14 protein-coding genes are annotated in these 15,849 nt (G+C 62.0%); all 14 read left to right on the forward strand.

Translation table 11 applies throughout. The annotated features are described in order from the left end of the window. The first annotated feature begins 286 nt into the window (after positions 1-286). A complete protein-coding gene (locus ACW4QM_RS10370; RefSeq protein ID WP_237974594.1) occupies positions 287-1,408 on the forward strand; it encodes an aldo/keto reductase in 1,122 nt (373 codons plus the stop codon). Between the two features lie 199 nt (positions 1,409-1,607). Then, a complete protein-coding gene (locus ACW4QM_RS10375) occupies positions 1,608-2,990 on the forward strand; it encodes a sodium-dependent transporter (protein ID WP_117283458.1) in 1,383 nt (460 codons plus the stop codon). A gap of 230 nt (positions 2,991-3,220) precedes the next feature. Beyond that, a complete protein-coding gene (gene ychF / locus ACW4QM_RS10380; RefSeq protein ID WP_237974596.1) occupies positions 3,221-4,294 on the forward strand; it encodes a redox-regulated ATPase YchF in 1,074 nt (357 codons plus the stop codon). Positions 4,295-4,348: 54 nt separating this feature from the next. Continuing rightward, positions 4,349-5,062, forward strand: a complete 714-nt coding sequence (locus tag ACW4QM_RS10385; RefSeq protein WP_412668489.1) for a Fic family protein — start codon at positions 4,349-4,351, stop codon at positions 5,060-5,062. 321 nt (positions 5,063-5,383) lie between these two features. Then, positions 5,384-6,646 (forward strand): MFS transporter, encoded by a 1,263-nt coding sequence (locus ACW4QM_RS10390; protein ID WP_455798429.1) that lies wholly within the window; start codon positions 5,384-5,386, stop codon positions 6,644-6,646. Positions 6,647-6,712: 66 nt separating this feature from the next. Beyond that, entirely contained in the window at positions 6,713-7,822 is a 1,110-nt protein-coding gene (locus ACW4QM_RS10395) for a TIGR02452 family protein (RefSeq protein ID WP_302234378.1), read from the forward strand. A 94-nt stretch (positions 7,823-7,916) separates the two neighbouring features. Then, positions 7,917-8,636 (forward strand): 7-cyano-7-deazaguanine synthase, encoded by a 720-nt coding sequence (locus tag ACW4QM_RS10400; protein WP_302234377.1) that lies wholly within the window; start codon positions 7,917-7,919, stop codon positions 8,634-8,636. 145 nt (positions 8,637-8,781) lie between these two features. After that, positions 8,782-9,093 carry an Asp-tRNA(Asn)/Glu-tRNA(Gln) amidotransferase subunit GatC gene (gatC, locus tag ACW4QM_RS10405; RefSeq protein WP_278982030.1) on the forward strand — a complete coding sequence of 104 codons (312 nt, stop codon included), beginning with the start codon at positions 8,782-8,784 and terminating at the stop codon, positions 9,091-9,093. Next, complete coding sequence (gene gatA, locus ACW4QM_RS10410) at positions 9,093-10,586, forward strand: Asp-tRNA(Asn)/Glu-tRNA(Gln) amidotransferase subunit GatA (RefSeq protein ID WP_302234375.1); 1,494 nt, start codon at positions 9,093-9,095, stop codon at positions 10,584-10,586. The genes gatC and gatA overlap by 1 nt, the downstream gene beginning before the upstream one ends. Next, positions 10,587-12,170, forward strand: a complete 1,584-nt coding sequence (gatB, locus tag ACW4QM_RS10415; RefSeq protein WP_173113471.1) for an Asp-tRNA(Asn)/Glu-tRNA(Gln) amidotransferase subunit GatB — start codon at positions 10,587-10,589, stop codon at positions 12,168-12,170. An 8-nt stretch (positions 12,171-12,178) separates the two neighbouring features. Beyond that, complete coding sequence (locus ACW4QM_RS10420) at positions 12,179-12,490, forward strand: holotricin-3 (RefSeq protein ID WP_173113469.1); 312 nt, start codon at positions 12,179-12,181, stop codon at positions 12,488-12,490. A 425-nt stretch (positions 12,491-12,915) separates the two neighbouring features. Further along, complete coding sequence (locus ACW4QM_RS10425; RefSeq protein WP_173113467.1) at positions 12,916-14,055, forward strand: ornithine carbamoyltransferase; 1,140 nt, start codon at positions 12,916-12,918, stop codon at positions 14,053-14,055. Positions 14,056-14,169: 114 nt separating this feature from the next. Continuing rightward, complete coding sequence (locus ACW4QM_RS10430) at positions 14,170-15,366, forward strand: agmatine deiminase family protein (RefSeq protein WP_173113465.1); 1,197 nt, start codon at positions 14,170-14,172, stop codon at positions 15,364-15,366. Between the two features lie 249 nt (positions 15,367-15,615). Continuing rightward, entirely contained in the window at positions 15,616-15,837 is a 222-nt protein-coding gene (locus ACW4QM_RS10435) for a hypothetical protein (RefSeq protein ID WP_173113463.1), read from the forward strand. The last annotated feature ends 12 nt before the right edge of the window (positions 15,838-15,849 follow it).

Genomic DNA, 15,849 nt, shown 5'->3' on the forward strand with positions numbered 1-15,849 from the left:
TCCTCTCCGGTGCTTTCTCGACAATCGCATCGTAGCGGGAGGCCCCTTTCCGCGTGTACCGAAAGTGGGTCTATGTCAATGGTGGTTTAACAGCGGGCCGGCTCTCGGACGCTGATAAACGCCGATTTGCCTACAGGATTGGCTGGTTGAACCGTTCTGCGAGCTTGCGTGCCTGTAGCTACGGATTTCAGTGCGCAATCGATCGCTTCCTGCACGAACGGTCTGCATTTCTGCTACGATAGAAGCATCGTAATTTTGCGCGTGCGCACAAGAAAAGGGGAGCGCTATGGAGACTGCAGAGAAGTTGGCGCCGCTCGGGTTCGGATTCATGAGGCTGCCGTTGACCAATCCGGATGATCCGACGTCCATCGACATCGACAAGTGCTGCGAGCTGGTTGACATCTTCATGGAAGGTGGCTTCACCTACTTTGACTCCGCCCGTGGCTACCATGGCTGCAAGTCTGAGTGGGCGCTCAAGAAGGCGCTGGTGGAGCGCTATCCGCGTGAGTCGTTTACCATCGCCACGAAGCTGCCGGCTTGGCTTGCCAAGAACGCCGAGGAGGCTCGGGCCATGTTCGACATCTCCCTTCAGGAGTGCGGCGTCGATTACTTCGACTACTATCTGCTGCACAACCTGGGGGAGAGCCTCACGCCCGGTTTCGAGGAGTACGGTCTGTGGGAGTTCTGCGCCCAGAAGAAGGCCGAGGGCAAAATTAAGAAGTTCGGCTTCTCCATTCACGACAACGCCGAGGAACTGGAGAAGGTGCTCGATGCGCACCCCGAGGTTGATTTCGTGCAGCTGCAGATCAACTACGTCGACTGGGAGAGCGACATCATCCAGTCGCGTAAGTGCTACGAGGTGTGCCAGGAGCGCGGGCTTCCCGTGGTCATCATGGAGCCGGTGAAGGGCGGCACGCTGGTGAAGCTGCCCGAGGCCGTGGCTGATGTGCTGCGTGAGACCGAGCCCGGCGCGTCCATTGCCTCGTGGGCTTTGCGCTTTGCCGGGTCGCTGCCGAACGTGATCGCGGTGCTCTCGGGCATGAACACGCCGGAGATGGTGGCCGAAAACGTCGCCATTATGCGCGATGGCGTGCCGTTGACGGAAGGGGAGCACGCGGTCATCGAGCGCGCTCGCGAAACGCTGGCCGCCCTGCCCGGCGTGCCCTGCACCGACTGCCGCTACTGCATGAAGGGCTGCCCCGAGGGCGTGCACATCAACACCATTATGCAGTCGCTCAACATCTACGACCAGATGGGCGACGCCTACCGCGCCCAGGAGAACTACAACTGGAACACCGGCGCCGGCAAGGCGAGCGTCTGCATCCAGTGCGGCGCCTGTGAGAGCGTCTGCCCCCAGCATATTGAGATCGTGAGCCAGCTTGAGCGCGCAGTGAAGCTGTTCGAGTAGTTCTAGTTGAGGAGAGCGACTGAGCGCGCCCCGCATCCTCGCCCCCAGCGCCTAGCGCTGGAAACATGGGGCGTTCAGGTTGATTTCACGTTATAATCACACAGTTTCAACGGGCGGCTGCACCGTGCGCGATGCAGCCGCCCGTTCCTTCAAGCTAGGCGAGGGCGCGCAGGCGCCTTGGAAATGGGAAAGGAAAGCTATGGCAGGAGAGATGAAGAAGCAGCGCGCTTCCTGGTCGGGGAAGTGGGCGTTTATTTTGGCCGCGGCCGCCTCGGCGGTGGGCCTGGGGAACATGTGGCGCTTCCCCTATTTGGCGGCGAAGTACGGCGGGGGCACCTTCCTGCTCACCTATGTGGTGCTGGTGTTCACGTTCGGCGTTTCGCTTTTGCTGCTGGAGACGGCGCTCGGCCGCAAGACGGGGCAGTCCGCTATCGGTGCCTTCAAGGCCTTCGGTAAGAAGTACGCCTTCATCGGCATTTTGGCCTCGGCGGTGCCCTTCATCATCACGCCCTACTACTGTATCATCGGCGGCTGGGTGACGAAGTACACGGCGGCCTACCTGGTGAACGGACCGGAGGCCTTGGCCGACGGCGGCGACTTCTTCACCGGCTTCATCACCTCCAACGCCGAGAGCTACATCTGGATGCTCGTGTTCATGGCCATCGTGTTCGTCATCGTGGGCCTGGGCGTGAAGGGCGGTATCGAGAAGGCGAACCTGTTCATGATGCCGGCGCTCATCATCATGGCCGTCGCCATCGCCATTTACACGCTCACCATGCCGGGTGCTGTGGAGGGCGCGCTGTACTACCTCACGCCGGACTTCAGCAAGTTCTCGCCGGAGCTCGTGATCGGCGCGTTGGGGCAGATGTTCTACAGCCTGTCGCTGGCCATGGGCATCATGATCACCTACGGCTCCTATATGCGCAAGCAGGACAGCCTCACCTCCTCGGTCGTGCGCATCGGCGGCTTCGATCTGGGCGTGTCCTTCATCGCCGGCCTGCTCATCGTGTCCGCGGCCTTCGTGGCCATGGGCTCCGGCGACGCGGTGGCCGCCAAGGCGGGCCCCTCGCTCATGTTCGTGACGCTGCCGACGGTGTTCGTCGACATGGGCGGCATGGCCACCTTCATCGGCTTCTTGTTCTTCCTGCTGGTGCTGTTCGCCGCGCTGACGAGCGCCATCTCGCTCGTGGAGACGCTCGTCTCCATCGTGCACGACGGCCTTCAGTGCACGCGCGCCAAGGCCCTCGGCATCGTTATCGCCTTCGTGGTCATCGCCGGCGCCATCATCAACGCGGGCTACAACGGGCTGTCGTTCATCGAGCCGCTCGGGGCCGGTTCCTCGATCCTCGATTTCGCGGACTTCATCTCCAACTCGGTGCTCATGCCCATCGTGGCGCTGCTCACCTGCGTGTTCGTGGGCTGGATCGTGAAGCCCAAGACCATCATCGACGAGGTGCGCATCTCCTCGAAGTTCTCGGCCGCCGGTGCTTGGACGATCATGATCAAGTACATCGCCCCGGTGTTGGTGATTATCATTCTGGTCGCCTACGTCGCGGCTCAGTTCGGCTTCTTTTCCATGTGAGTTAGAAAGCTTCGGCTTTCTAACTCACCTCGACGCTGCGGGTCCGACAGGCACCTGCACTTGACCCTTGTTTTGGGCGCGGCGTTGGCGAAAGCCAACTTGGCCCAAAGGCGGGCCGATTGCAGGCACCTGTCGGGCCCTCGCTGTCTTCCTTGGGCGAACCTGTGAATTGCAAAATAAAGTTCTATAATGGTTTAGCTTTGAAACGCTCTTTCTAGTAAGGAATTTGAATGGCTCTCTCAATCGGTATCGTGGGGCTTCCGAATGTCGGCAAGTCCACGCTGTTCACGGCGATGACCAACAAGGGCGGTCTGGCCGCCAACTACCCGTTCGCCACCATCGAGCCCAACGTGGGCATCGTGCCGGTGCCCGACGACCGCCTGCAGGCGCTGGCCGAAATCGACCATCCGGCGAAGATCGTGCCCGCCACGGTGGAGTTCGTGGACATCGCCGGTTTGGTGGCCGGAGCGAGCCAGGGGGAGGGCCTGGGCAACCAGTTCCTCGCGAACATCCGCGAGACCGATGCCATCGCCGAGGTGGTGCGCTTCTTCGGCGATCCGGACGTGACTCACGTGGCCGGCAAGGTGGATCCGCGGTCGGACGTGGACACTATCAAGACCGAGCTCATCTTGGCCGATATCGCCACGGTTGAGAAGGCCATCCCGCGTCTGGAAAAGGAGGCCAAGCGCGATAAGTCTGGCGCGGCGAAGCTGGAGGCGGCACGCAAGGTGCTCGCCGGCCTGAACGAGGGCCATCGCGCCCGCACGCTGGGGCTGACCGAGGACGAGGTCGCGGCCATCTACGAGCTGCACCTGCTCACCATGAAGCCGATGCTCTACATCGCGAACGTGGACGAGGACGCCGTGGACGCCGAGCTGCCCGAGATCGACGGCTGCACCCCGGTGCCGATTTCGGCGAAGGTGGAGGCCGACATCGCCGAGCTGGCCGAGATGGATCCGGACGAGGCCAAGGAGTACATGGAAGCGCTGGGGCTCACCGACAGCGGCCTGGCGCGCCTCATCCGCGAGGCCTATCACCTGCTCGGCCTGCAGAGCTACTTCACGAGCGGCGAGACCGAGACTCGCGCCTGGACCATCCCGGTGGGCGCGAAGGCCCCCCAGGCCGCCGGCGTCATCCACAGCGATTTCGAGCGCGGCTTCATCAAGGCCGAGACGGCCTCCTTCGAGGACTACGTGGCCTTGGGCGGCGAGAAGGGCTGCCGCGACGCGGGCAAGCTCCGCCAGGAAGGCAAGGACTACGTCGTCCAAGACGGCGACGTCATGCATTTCAAGTTCAACGTGTAGGTCGGGAGAACCTCGCTGACTTCCTTGGGCGAACAGGTGACGTAGAGGAGATTAATGGCTGATTTGCTTGAAGAATACTGTCGCCAGCGCCGCTTGAAGCTTGAGGGAAACATCTACCACAAGACTCAGGTGGAGTTGGCTTACAACTCGAACCATATCGAAGGATCACGCCTGACCGAGGAGCAGACCCGGCAGATATTCGAGATGCGGACCGTCGATGGTCACGCCCGCCTTGCGGATATCCAGGACGCAACGAACCACTTCCGTCTGTTCGATGCCATGCTGGACACGGCGCAGGAACCGCTTTCCCCGGAATTGCTCCTGTCCTTTCACGAGGTGCTGAAGCAGGGCACCGAGCAAGCGGCCTCCGATCCCATTTTTGCCCCTGGCGTCTTCAAGGCGCTGCCCAATGAGGTGGGCGGCCTTGTGACGACGCTTCCTGAGGAGGTTCCCGGACAGGTGGCGTCGCTCATCGGGCGCTACGAAGGCGGCCCGCGCGCCTTTGAGGATATAGCGGATTTCCATTACCGTTTCGAACGCATTCATCCGTTCCAGGACGGCAACGGCCGCATCGGTCGCATGGTGCTGTTCAAGGAATGCCTCCGCAATGGTGTGTTGCCGTTCATCGTTTCCGACGATAGGAAGCATTTTTACTATCGCGGCCTAGCGAACTACGAAGACGAGCCCGGTTGGCTGCTTGACACCTGCCGCGCCTTCCAAGACGACTTCGCCGCCCGCTTCCTGCCCTTGGTGCCGCATCTGGTCTAGCGAGGTTTCTGCTGAGTCGAACTGTTTTGCGACTTGCGCTTGCTGCTGGAGCGCTGCTGCTCCAGGTTGCCCTGGTGACAAAAAGAACCCCTCCGATGCACAAAAATCGACTTATATAGCATCTCGGGGATGCGGGCATACGGATTTCGGGACTTATATAGCCAAAAATCGCCCCTCTGGTTCCCTCTGGATCTTTCGGTTGGCTATATAAGTCCGATTTTGTGCATTCGAAGGCCGTTCCGTGTCACCAGGTTGGCCAATGCGCGGAGATCGCGCTATGGTGTGGGGATATCAACGACAGTTCGGGGGCGGGAAGGTGCGATGACCAAGACGCGCGAGAATACGATGGCCGATGGTCGCGAGAATGCGATGGCGGAAGAGAAGAAGGGCAACGTGGAAGCGGAGATGCGCGATTCCATCTGGAGCGTGCCTTTCGTCGTTCTTATGGCGGTGAACTTCTTCCAGTCGATGGCGGCGTTCATGGCCAATGCCACGTTGCCGGTGTTCGCCGACTCGCTGGGGGCGACGGCCTCGATGGTGGGCGTCGTCGTGAGCTCGTTCACGTTGTCGGCGCTGCTCGTGCGCCCCTTCGCCGGCCCTGCCTTCGACAGCTTCTCGCGCAAGCGGCTCCTGCTTATCGCCCAGGGCATCATCTGCCTTTCGTTTTTCGCCTACGGGTTCGTCGATTCGCTGGGCGTGCTCATCGCCATCCGGCTCTTCCACGGCGTGGGCATCGGGTGCAGCGGGCCTTTGGCGATGTCGCTCGTGTCCGAGTACCTGCCGGCGGCGAAGTTCGCCAGCGGCATCAGCATTTACGCGCTGGCGCAGTCCTTCGCCCAGGTCATCGGGCCGGCTACGGGACTCTACCTGGTGGATGCTGTAGGATTCTCGGCAGCGTACTTCCTGGCTGCGGCGCTTCTGGTGGTGGCCATGGGCGGCATCTTCGCCATCCGCGAGCCTTATCGCGAGCGCCTGCCCTACCAGCTGAAGCTCTCCCGCATGTTCGCGCGCGAGGCCGTGGGCAAGGCGGCCGCCCTCATGCTCATCGCCGTGTCGTTCTCGTGCATGGGATCCTATGTGGTGCTCTACGGCTACGGACGCGGCGTGGCGGATATGGGGCTGTTCTTCGTGGTGTACGCGCTGTGCCTGGTGGTGACGCGGCCGGCTTTGGGCGGCCTTGCCGACAGGGTGGGAACGCCCCGGGTGCTCGTCTTCGGGACGATCTGCTTCGCTGCCTCCTATGTAGCGCTCTTCTACGCGCAGGGCTTGCCCGGCTTTCTGCTCGCCGCCGTCATCGGCTCGGCGGGGTTCGGCTGCTGCGCGCCGCTTCTTCAGTCCATGGGGCTCGCCTCGGTGGGCATCGACCGGCGCGGGGCGGCCAGCAACACCATGTTCACGGGCCTCGATTTGGGAATGCTTGTGGGGCCGGTGACCGGGGGCGCGGTAGCCGAGGCTCTGGCGCCTGCGGCCGGCGGCATCACGGGCGGCTACGGGCTCATGTGGCTCGTCATGATCGTGCCCGCCCTGGGCACGCTGGCCATCGCTCTGGGATGGAGCCTGCGGGGGAGAGTCCAGCGCCGCTAAAAGATGCGCGAGACACGGAATTGCATTATCATGGCGAGCGGATCATTTGAATGGAAGGAGAGCGGTATGGCGGAGTTCAACGAGCACGATGGGCGTGGCGGTCGCGAACGAGGGCGCGGCGGTCGCGATATGCGTCGTCCGAATCGGGACGAGCAGCGGGAGGAGCGGCGGCGCGAGGCGGCGCGGCATACGGGCCTCATGAAGGCCGCCTTCGGGCGCGAGACGGACGAGGCCATCGAGAACGCGCGCATCTACGAGGAAGGGGAGGGCCGCGCGCTACTGTGGGGCGCCGAGGCGGCCGCAGCGGCTCGGGTGGCGAAGGCCGCTGCCGAGATGGCCGAGGCGGATGCCGAGGGGGCGCAGGCCGGCAATGAGGAGGCCTGCGAGGCTGCCGAGATCGCCGAAGAGGCAGCAGAGGCTGCCGAGGAAGCAGCTGAATCTGACGCAGCTGCACCGACCGCCACGGAGACGACCGTCAAGGTCGTGACCTCCTTCGCTCCCGAGGCGCTCTACCGTGACGCCACGGGCAAGACGATGATCGTGGATCCCGGCGCCTTCACCCGCCCCGGCGGCGCCTATGAGGACGGAGCCTTTGGCCCGGAGCAGATCCTGTGCTCCGAGAGCAACCTGTACCCGATCCTTGTAGCCCACAAGCGCGACTTCTACGACAAGAACCGTGACTACCGCCGAGGCTCGCTGTTCACCGACCGGGCTCTGTACGTGCCCGAGGTGCTGTTCTCCCGCGGGGGCGATGTGCGCCGCGCCGACGTGCTGGTCATCGCCGAACCCGTCCGTGCCTTCGCCCTGGAGAACCACCGTTCCGAACGCGAGTGCGACAAAGCGCTCGCCGACCGCATCGAGGCCATCTTCCGCATCGCCGCCGCCAACGGCACCGAGACGCTCATCGTGGGCGCCTTCGGCTGCGGTCGCAACGGCTACCCCGTCGAGCAGGTGATCGAGCTCATCCAGAACTGGATCGCGGAACACCCCGGCGCCGTGCCGAACGTGGTGTTCGCCGCGCCGCGCATGTACGCCGATGCCTTCCGCGAGGCCTTCGGCGCCCCGGAGCCCGAGCGCCCCGCGCCGGTGGTCGTCGCCGAGGACGAGGGCGACCGCGAAGGCGATGACGAGGACTGGCGCAACGTGGAATTGCCCGAGGGCATCACGCTGCGCTAAGGATGGCTGCTCCTTGAGGGGCAGAGCATAGAGGAAAGAGAATCGGGCGGTGCGCGGCGTCGGCGCGTCGCCCGATGTAGTACAGAAGGCGAGTATGGAAGTAACGAAAATCGCAGAGATCGAGGAAAAGAGCACGGAAGCGGCGGTGGATTTCGAAAGCGTTGTCGCCGAGGACACCGAGGACGTGGGGCCCGGTCAGCACCTGTTCGGCGAGCCTTTGGAGATGTACCTTCTGCGCGAGCCCAAGTTGGCCGTGGCCTTCTCGGGCGGCTGCGACTCGGCGCTGCTTCTGGCCGCGGCAAAGCTGGCGGGGTGCGAGGTGCATGCCTACCTGGTGAAGACCGCCTTCCAACCCGACTTCGAGCTTGATGACGCCCGAACTGTGGCGGCGGCGCTGGAAGTGCCCCTCACGGTGGTGGAAGCGGACGTGCTCGCCCAGGCCGACATCTGCGCGAACCCCGCCGATCGCTGCTACCTCTGCAAGCGCTTCCTCTTCGACGAGGTGCGTCGGACGGCGGCGGCCGACGGGTTCACGGTCGTTGTGGACGGCACCAACGCCTCCGACGACCCGGAGCGCCGCCCCGGTTTCAAGGCGCTGGCCGAGGCGGGGGTGGTGTCGCCTTTGCGCCGTGCCGGCATGACCAAGGCCAACGTGCGCCACGTGCTCGCCAGCCTGGAGGAGCGCTTCGACCTGGCCCCGGGCGCGCTCATGTCCGCCAAGCCGAGCTTTCCCTGCCTGGCCGTTTACGTGCCCCAAGGCGAGTCGATCACTGAAGCGTCTTTGCGGGATGCTGCCCGATCGCGCGGACTGTGAGTCGCCCGCTCTGTTAAATCTTCGCGCTCGGTGGGCGCGGGGCGCGCTGGTGGCGCGCCTTTTGCTATCATGGAGCGGTTGACTTAACGAACCGGGGAGTGCCGATCGCCACGGCGCGGCCGCTCCCAGAGAAGGAGCGCGATTCATGACGCAGCATCTTTCCGAGGCCGATGTGCGGGGCATCGCGGAATACACCCGCATTGGCCTTGACGCGGAGGAGGTCGTCGCCATGACGGCCGACCTGAACGCCATCATCGACAGCCTGGCGCCCATCACCGAGTTCGACCTCGACGGGGTCGAGCCGACGTTCCATCCCATCGGCGACTTGTCCAACGTCATGCGCGATGACAAGGTGCGCGGGAGCTTCACCCAGGAAGTGGCGCTGGAAAACGCGCCCAAGCAGGAAGACGGCAGCTTCCTCATCCCGTCCATCCTGGGGGAAGGGGGCGATCGCTAATGGCGCGCACCTTCGGAGAAATGGGCATTCGCGAGATTCAAACCGGTCTCGCCGCCAAGGAGTTCTCGGCCGCCGAGGTGGCCCGCGGCACCTTCGAGCGCATCGGCGAGGCCGACGGGGCGGTGCATGCCTTCCTGGAAACCACCGAGGAACTCGCGCTCGACGCGGCGGCTCGCATCGACGCCGCCGTCGCCGAGGGGCGCCTCGCCGAGATGGGCCCGCTCGCGGGCGTTCCCGTGGGCTACAAGGACAACCTGAACCTTACGGGCACGCACACGACGTGCTCCTCGAACATGCTGCGCGACTACGTGTCCCCCTACACGGCGACCTGCGTGGAAAAGACGCTGCGCGCCGGCGCCCTTCCCATCGGCAAGCTGAACATGGACGAGTTCGCCTTCGGCGGCTCCACCGAGACCTCCGCCTTCGGCCCCACCTTCAACCCGTGGGATGTCGAGCGCGTGCCCGGCGGCAGCTCGGGCGGAAGCGCCGCGGCCGTGGCGGCGGGCTTTGTGCCGGTGTCGCTCGGGTCGGATACGGGCGGCTCCATCCGCCAGCCGGGCTCGTTCTGCGGTCTGGTGGCCGTGAAGCCCACCTACGGCGTGGTGTCGCGCTACGGCGTGGTGGCCTTCGGCAGCTCGCTCGACCAAGTGGGCCCCTTCGCCCGTTCGGTGGAGGACGCGGCGCTCGCGCTGAACGCGCTTTCCGGCCGCGACGAGCTGGACTGCACGAGCCAGCCGTGCGACGTGGACTTCACGGCCAACCTCGCTGAGGGCGCGCGCGGCATGAAGATCGGCATCGTTCCCGCGTTCATGGAGGCGGCCGGTCTTGCGTCCGAGGTGCGGGCGAAGGTGGAAGAGGCCGCGGCTGTTCTTCAGGATATGGGCGCGGAACTGGTGGAAGTGGAGCTTCCGCACGCCCAGGCCGCCATGAGCGCCTACTACGTGCTCGGCCCCTGCGAGGCCTTCAGCAACCTCGCCCGCTTCGACTCGGTGCGCTACGGCTACTGCGACCCGGGCCACAAGGATCTGGCCAGCCAGTACGAGGCGAGCCGCGCGAAGGGCTTCGGCCCCGAGGCGCGCCGCCGCATCATGCTCGGCAGCTACCTTCTGTCGGCCGGTGTCTACGACAAGTACTACTATCCGGCCCAGCAGGTGCGCACCCTCATCACGCGCGACTACGCGGCGGCTTTCGAGAAGGTGGACGTCATCCTCTCGCCGGTGGCGCCGACCACGGCGTTCAAGATCGGCGAGATCTGCGACCCCACCGAGATGTACCTCGCGGACATGTTCACCATCTCCATCAACATCGCCGGCAACGGCGGCCTGTCGTTCCCGATCGGCCTCGGCGCCGACACGGGCCTTCCGGTGGGCGTGCAGATCATCGCGCCTCCCTTCAAGGACAAGAACATGTTCCGGGCGGCGGCGGCCTTGGAGCAGCACTACGGTCCGGCTCCGGTCGCCCCCGATTTTGCCGACGGAAAGGTGGGTGCGTAAATGAAGACCCTCGAAGAGGTATTCGAGACCTGGGAGGCCGTCATCGGTCTGGAGATCCACGCGGAGCTGACCACGCTGGAAACCAAGATGTTCTGCGGCTGCAAGTTGGAGTTCGGCGCGGCCCCCAACACCCACACCTGCCCGGTGTGCCTGGGGTTGCCCGGGGCGCTTCCCGTGCCCAACCGCGCGGCCATCGAGTCCATCGTGCTGGCCGGTCTTGCCACCAACTGCGACATCGAGAAGCACTCGATGTTCTACCGTAAGAACTACATGTACCCCGACATGGCCAAGAACTTCCAGACCACCCAGGGCCCCATCGCGTTCTGCATGCGGGGCCACCTCGACCTGGACGTGGACGGCCGGGGCGCGACCGAGCGCTACCGCCTGGACGCGCTCGCCCCCGGCGAGAGCGACGGCAACATCACCCGCACCGAGGACGGCTACGTGGCCCACGTGGGCATCACCCGCATCCACATGGAGGAGGACGCCGGCAAGATGGTGCACCTCGGCGGCGGTGAGGGCCGCATCGCCGGGGCCACCCAGTCGCTCGTGGACTACAACCGCGCCGGCACGCCGCTCATCGAGCTGGTGACCGAGCCGGATCTGCGCACGCCGGAGGAGGCGCGCCTGTTCATGCAGAAGCTGCGCCAGATTTACCTGGCTCTGGGCATATCCGACTGCTCCATGGAGGAAGGTTCCCTGCGCTGCGACGGCAACGTGTCGCTGCGCCGCCGCGGCACCGAGGCCTTCGGCACCAAGACCGAGCTGAAGAACATGAACTCCTTCAAGAACCTGCACGACGGGCTGGCCTACGAGATCTGCCGCCAGGCCGAGGTGCTCGAGGAGGGCGGCGTCATCTACCAGGAGACGCGCCATTGGGATCCCTCTGCTAAGCGCACCATCGTCATGCGCGTGAAGGAGACGGCCGACGACTACCGCCTGTTCCCCGAGCCGGACTTGGCGCCCTACGACTTGTCCGACGAGTTCATCGAGGGCGTGCGCGCCAAGCTGCCGGAGCTGCCCGACCAGAAGGCCGCGCGCTTCGCCGCCGATTTCGGGCTCACCTCCTACGATGCGCGGCATTTGGTGGACCACCGCGCCACGGCCGACTTCTTCGACGAGTGCATGGCGCTCGCGAAAGCCGAGGCGGACGGCAGCAAGTTCGCCAAACCGCTCGCGAACCTCATCATCAACGACGTGGCCGCGTGGCTGAACGCCCACGAGGGCACGCTGCTCGCCGACACGCCGCTGACGGCGGCCCGGGCGCTTTCGCTTGTGAAGATGCTTGCGGATGACACTATCTCCTCGAAGCAGGCCAAGGAGGTGTTCGCGGCCATCATGGACGAGGACAAGGATCCCGAGGCCATCGTGGAGGCCCGCGGCATGAAGCAGGTGTCGGACACCGGCGCCATCGAGGCCGTGGTGGACGAGGTCATCGCCGCCAACCCCGATGAGGTGGCCCGCTACCGTGACGGCAACACCAAGGTTATCGGCTTTTTCGTCGGCCAGTGCATGAAGGCCATGCGTGGCCAGGGCAACCCCAAGATCATCAACGAGCTTCTGGCGAAGAAGCTCGCCGAATAGGAGCAACCATGGGCATCTTCAAAGACGAGAACGGCAACAGCTACGGCGACTGGACGCATCGCGGTCAGGGCCGCACGCGCGATGCCGCCAACAGCATCGTGACAACGGGCGATGAGAAGAAGTGGTACGACCAGACCTTCTGGATCATCTTCTTCCTCGTGGTGCTGTGGCCCGTGGGCCTCGTGCTCATGTGGAGGGGCGCCTGCACCTGGCACGTGACGGTGAAGATCGTCGTGACCATCGTGCTCATAGGCGTGGTGGCGCTGTCGTATCAGATGTCCCAGGCTGTTATTGCAGCTCAAGGGACGATGGGGGCGTAACGTATTCCGCCGGAGGCGATTGCGGAACAACCCTCCGTGCTCAAGCAATGGCTCGCTCGGCGGAACAGTCCACTGGACTGTTCCGTTTGCTGCGCAACCTGCGCGCGAAGACCTGCCCGCAACCGCACCCTGCATTGTTCGAGTATGGCGGAACAGTCCATTGGGCTGTTCCGTTTGCTTTCGCGCCTGCGTGCGAATGCCCGTCCCGCAGCTGCGTCCTATTTAGCTAAACGCTGTATATGCATAAACAAGATATTCGACCTTTTTCAGATAACCAAGCTGATTACCACATAATGGCCTTTATGTATCAAGAGGTATGGTCTGCAAGGGCCATTTCGAACATTTATATGAGGGGGTAATTGAGGGTCAGCCTTGCTTCTTTGTAGAGTTTGAACCGCAGAATCCCAGGAGAAGGGGTTCGAACTATGAGTGTTCGCCAAGTGGCGAACGACGAGAAAGAAGGAGCAACGGTTATGAAGCATGAGCACTACATGGACATGAATCGTTTGAGCGATTGGAGCGTAGAGCAGATCAACGAACTGCTTGATACGTGCTTGCTGCTCAAGGAGATGGAAGAAAAGGGTGTTCGTCTTCCTCTGCTCAAGGACGTTGTCCTTGCAATGATGTTCGACCAGCAGTCTACCCGTACGCGTGTGAGCTTCGAAACAGCCATGACCCAACTTGGCGGCCATGCCATGTTCCTGGATGGCAGCTCTTTGCATGCCGGTTCTGGCCAAGAGGATATCGCTGAGACGGCTGCCATCATTTCTAGCATGGCTGATGCCATCATGATCCGCAGCCTCAGCCAGCGCGTCATCGATGAGGTTGTTGCTAACTCCACCGTACCGGTAATCAGCGGTATGAGCTGCGCCTTGTTCCAGGAGGATGGCTTCGGCAGCCAGGAGCAGCATCATCCCACGCAGGTTATCGCTGACCTCATCACGATGATCGAGCGCAAGCCGGCGGGCAAGAAGCTTTCCGACCTCACCTTTATGTGGCTGGGTGATGGCGCCGACGGGTTCGACTGCGTGTTCATGGACCATCTGTCCTTGTTCCCTCGTTTGGGCATTCGCGTTATTTGCGCAGCGCCCAAGAAGTTCTGGCCGAGCGACGAGCTGCTTGCCAAGTGCCGCGCTCAGGCTGCTGAAGATGGTAATGGCGAGATCATCTGCACTGAGGATCCGCTGGAGTACGCTGGAGAGACCGACTTCTTCTACACTGGCGTGGTTAACTACCACAACTACGGCGTGAGTGAGGAAGAGGCCTTCAAGGTCTTCTATCCGAAGTACCAGATCAATGCTGATCTGATGGCACATGCTCCTAAGAGCGCCTGGGTGCTGCATTACCTGCCCGGCAACCGCAATTGGGAGTTGACCGATGAGGTTTGGGATGGTCCGCAGTCCGCGCTGCTTCCTCTGGGCGAAAATCGTCTTTATGCCCAGCGCGGCATTCTGGTGTACATTCTGTGGCCGCTTCGCCGCAACACCAGCGAGTACTTGAAGGACTACTACCGCGGTAAAGTTGAGGACCTCCTTACCCCGCGTATTCGCAACTACGATTTCTAAGAGGATCGATTGCGTCCGTCGCTTTGCGTGAAAGCTCGCGACGGACGCTTCGCTTTCTGCGCAGAATCGTTTTGATTCTACCCACTTTTGTTCAGTCGAACTGGAGGTATTGTAATGCGTCAGATTACTGAATCCGAATCTACTCCTCAAGCAGATGGCTTCTATATGCCGGCTGAATTCGCTCCTCAGGAGCGAGTCTGGATGGGCTGGCCCAATCGTCCCGATACTTTTGCCTTTGGTGCCGTACCTGCTCAGCGTACCTATGCGGGAATTGCGAATGCAATTTCCGAGTTCACTCCGGTGGTGATGTGCTGCAACGAGGATGATTATGCCAACTGCAAGGCGGTATTTGCAGACAACGAGCGCGTAACTGTTCTCGAAATGAGCATCAATGATGCTTGGTTCCGTGATACGGGTGCAACTTTTCTCATTGATGGCAAGGGCAATAAGGCGGCTACGGATTGGCATTTCAACGCCTATGGTGGCTTGGTTGACGGCCTGTATTTCCCGTGGGAGAAGGACTCTCAGATTGCTGGGAAAATGGCCGACTACTCTGGCGTTCGCACGTATCGCCCTGATCATGTGATTCTCGAAGGTGGCTCCATTACCGTTGACGGTGAGGGAACCCTGATCGTCACCGATTCCTGTCTCCTGTCTGCTGGTCGTACTGCCTCGGTGCTTGTCGCCGATGAGCCGGATGCAGGCGATTGGCCGCAATACGCTCGCAAGTATGCGGCCTTCAGCGAGGAGCTGCGTGAGTATATGACCCAAGAGCTCGAGAAATACCTCGGTGTTGAGAAAGTTATTTGGGTCAAGGAAGGTATTGACCCTGAGGTGACCAACGGCCATATCGACGACTGCGCTACGTTTATTGCTCCTGGTGTCGTGGCATGCATTTGGACCGACGATCCGGACTATCCCTTCTATCGTCAGTGCCATGAGATTTATGAGACGCTTTCAAATGCGGTAGACGCGAAGGGTCGTAAGCTGAAGGTCTACAAGCTCCCGATGCCGGAAAAGCCGTGCTATATGTCTGAGGAAGAGGCTGCTTCGATTGACCTCGTCAATCCGCGTACGGCCCAGGATGAGCCGCAGATTGCCTCGTATATGAACTATCTCGTCACGAACAACGCCTGCATTGTTCCGCAGTACGGAGACAAGAACGATGCGCTTGCCGTTGAGACGCTTCAGAGTATCTATGACGAAGTGTGGGGCAAGGATGTTTTCAAATGTGTAGGCGTGGATTCCCGACAGGTGGTTTACGGCGGTGGAAACATCCACTGCATCACTCAGCAGGAGCCTTGCGCCTAGGGCGTAAAACGCGTTTTCCATATTGCATCTGATTTCAGGGTCCATTCGCCGTATCGACGATAAGTTGGGTCGAGTGAAGCTGCGAGAACGAAGGGCGCGGGGATGGCGAGGTTCGTGCTTCGCGCCCCTCTTCGAGCTGCGAGATGCGCAGGGAAAGTACCTGTTTGGAAAGTCGACAATGCGTAATTAAACGATACCTCCGATTGCTTTACGCAACTTCAACTCCACCAATCAAAAAGGGAGTAGTCTATGGATGATTTACAGCAAATCACTGCTGAGCTCAGCGGAAAAACGAATTTTGATGCAGAGCATGAAGGAGATCTTTTTGAGCGAATCGCGATTATCGAAAAGCAGGAAGCCGCGGGAGAGCTTATTCCGGGATTAAACAAAGTCGATCATATCTTGATTGCCGCAATGTTCATCGTGCTCGGTGTGTTGCCTGTGATCTGGTATGCGATTACGTACGCTTAAAGGAGGTGCATT

It is taken from the genome of Adlercreutzia sp. CNCM I-6207, from assembly GCF_977072305.1.

Coding starts and splice junctions, on each gene's coding strand:
- ACW4QM_RS10370 (WP_237974594.1), top strand. CDS start 287: ATGGAGACTGCAGAGAAGTTGGCGCCGCTCGGGTTCGGATTCATGAGG.
- ACW4QM_RS10375 (WP_117283458.1), top strand. CDS start 1,608: ATGGCAGGAGAGATGAAGAAGCAGCGCGCTTCCTGGTCGGGGAAGTGG.
- ychF (WP_237974596.1), top strand. CDS start 3,221: ATGGCTCTCTCAATCGGTATCGTGGGGCTTCCGAATGTCGGCAAGTCC.
- ACW4QM_RS10385 (WP_412668489.1), top strand. CDS start 4,349: ATGGCTGATTTGCTTGAAGAATACTGTCGCCAGCGCCGCTTGAAGCTT.
- ACW4QM_RS10390 (WP_455798429.1), top strand. CDS start 5,384: ATGACCAAGACGCGCGAGAATACGATGGCCGATGGTCGCGAGAATGCG.
- ACW4QM_RS10395 (WP_302234378.1), top strand. CDS start 6,713: ATGGCGGAGTTCAACGAGCACGATGGGCGTGGCGGTCGCGAACGAGGG.
- ACW4QM_RS10400 (WP_302234377.1), top strand. CDS start 7,917: ATGGAAGTAACGAAAATCGCAGAGATCGAGGAAAAGAGCACGGAAGCG.
- gatC (WP_278982030.1), top strand. CDS start 8,782: ATGACGCAGCATCTTTCCGAGGCCGATGTGCGGGGCATCGCGGAATAC.
- gatA (WP_302234375.1), top strand. CDS start 9,093: ATGGCGCGCACCTTCGGAGAAATGGGCATTCGCGAGATTCAAACCGGT.
- gatB (WP_173113471.1), top strand. CDS start 10,587: ATGAAGACCCTCGAAGAGGTATTCGAGACCTGGGAGGCCGTCATCGGT.
- ACW4QM_RS10420 (WP_173113469.1), top strand. CDS start 12,179: ATGGGCATCTTCAAAGACGAGAACGGCAACAGCTACGGCGACTGGACG.
- ACW4QM_RS10425 (WP_173113467.1), top strand. CDS start 12,916: ATGAGTGTTCGCCAAGTGGCGAACGACGAGAAAGAAGGAGCAACGGTT.
- ACW4QM_RS10430 (WP_173113465.1), top strand. CDS start 14,170: ATGCGTCAGATTACTGAATCCGAATCTACTCCTCAAGCAGATGGCTTC.
- ACW4QM_RS10435 (WP_173113463.1), top strand. CDS start 15,616: ATGGATGATTTACAGCAAATCACTGCTGAGCTCAGCGGAAAAACGAAT.